Here is a 279-nt window from a genome sequence, read left to right on the forward strand (position 1 = left end):
CGGACACGCTGCGCGAGGCCGAGGCGGCGGGACACACCACGGCCGCCTTGGCCGCGGCCGGGGCGGTACTGGCCCTGGCACCGCAGCGGCTGGCCGCTCTACAGCGCGAGCAGGTCAGGCTCGCCGACGAACGCGATCGCCTGGACGCGGCGGCACTGGCCCTGGACGACGAACGCGGCGACCTGGACGACCGCGACGCGCACGTCGGCGACCTCCGCGCCGCAGCCAACGCGACCGCGACGCGGTCCGAACGGGCCCGGGCGGCCTCGGACCGACTGC

1 protein-coding gene is annotated in these 279 nt (G+C 77.8%); it reads left to right on the plus strand.

Going from position 1 to position 279, the window contains the following annotated elements; all coding sequences use genetic code 11:
- Nucleotides 1–279: hypothetical protein (locus GT354_RS52110; RefSeq protein WP_161365551.1), on the plus strand; the 279-nt coding region annotated here is incomplete at both ends.

It is taken from the genome of Streptomyces sp. SID3343 (assembly GCF_009865215.1).
Lineage (GTDB): Bacteria > Actinomycetota > Actinomycetes > Streptomycetales > Streptomycetaceae > Embleya.